Genomic DNA, 1,268 nt, shown 5'->3' on the forward strand with positions numbered 1-1,268 from the left:
CTCGGTTGATCTGGTCAAACGATACTGGACACGGTTATAGGGTTTAGGTCATTTCTCATACTGCCAAGGCTTCCATTGCTACCGGAGTCCGATATCCGTTGTGGCTGTGCAGCCTGATCCGATTGTAATAATGGGTCAGGTAGCGCAATACATCGGTACTGGCCTCGTCTTCGTTTCGGTAGCCAGCCTTGGGTATCCATTCAGATTTCAAACTGCCAAAGAAACGCTCCATCGGGGCGTTGTCCCAGCAGTTTCCTCGTCGACTCATGCTTTGTTTTATGCGCATCTGCGATAGCGCTTCACGGAACATTTTGCTGCTGTAATGACAGCCCTGATCCGAATGGAACATCAAGTTTTCAGGGCGTCCACGCGACTCGAAAGCCATCTTTAACGCTCGACAGGTCAGCGCAGAATCGGGACTTCTGGATATCGCCCAGCCGACGATGCGTCGGGCATGCAGGTCTAGTACCGCAGCCAGATAAACCCAGTAAGTACCGGCCCAAATGTAAGTCACGTCACCACACCACACTTGATTGGGGGCCTCGACGTTGAACTTACGCTCCAAATGATTAGGGGCGTATTGAGCCTCCGCGCCGCTAGGTTTGTAACGATGCCTGCGCCGTTGCTGGCTCTTCAATCCGATCTCGCGCATCAGGCTACGAGCCATGTAACGACCTACCGACTCCTTTTCGTTACACAGCGCTTTTGCCAGGCTGCGCGCGCCCATTGATCCACGACTTTGCTCATGTAATTCAGCAGCCTTGATCTTAAGGCGATCGCGCTCGACATCCACTTTTGTCCGCTGTTTCAGACGCTCGTAATAACTGCTGCGGTTGATACCAAATACGCCACACAACTCGGATCTTGAATACTGCTCGCTTAATTCCTCAACCAGCCTTACCGATCGAGGGAATCCGACATCAAGAGAGCTGTAGCCTTTTTTAAAATTTCCTTCTCGCGCTCAATCCGTCGAATTGTTGCTTCCAGTTCCTGGATGCGTTGTTGGTCAACGGTCATGGCTTTGGACTTCTCAGGTGTCTTGCCGCTGCGCTCCGCGCGCAACTGCTCCACCCAGCGGCGTAGAGCTGTAGGGCCCACACCCATTGCTTCGCAGGCTTCACTCACCGAATAGTCTTTATCCAAAACCAGGCAAGCCGCATCCCGTTTGAAATCTGTCGAAAAATATCGTCTGGTCATATCACACCTCGTCGCTGGGCGTAGATTACCGCCCTTTAGAAGTGTCCAGAATCATTAAGCCAGATCAGGTC

Annotated in this window: 1 protein-coding gene; it reads right to left on the reverse strand. The window is 52.2% G+C overall.

Features of this window, described 5'->3' with window-relative positions:
* Nucleotides 1-55: 55 nt before the first annotated feature.
* Nucleotides 56-1,197, reverse strand: a protein-coding gene (locus ND528_RS27995) for an IS3 family transposase (protein ID WP_408005071.1) whose coding sequence is annotated in 2 segments (ribosomal slippage) — nt 56-936 and nt 936-1,197 — 1,143 coding nt in all. Because the reading frame shifts where the segments join, the coding sequence is not laid out codon by codon here.
* Between the last annotated feature and the right edge of the window lie 71 nt (nt 1,198-1,268).

This window comes from Pseudomonas mercuritolerans (genome assembly GCF_025706525.1).
Classification (GTDB): Bacteria; Pseudomonadota; Gammaproteobacteria; order Pseudomonadales; family Pseudomonadaceae; genus Aquipseudomonas; species Aquipseudomonas mercuritolerans.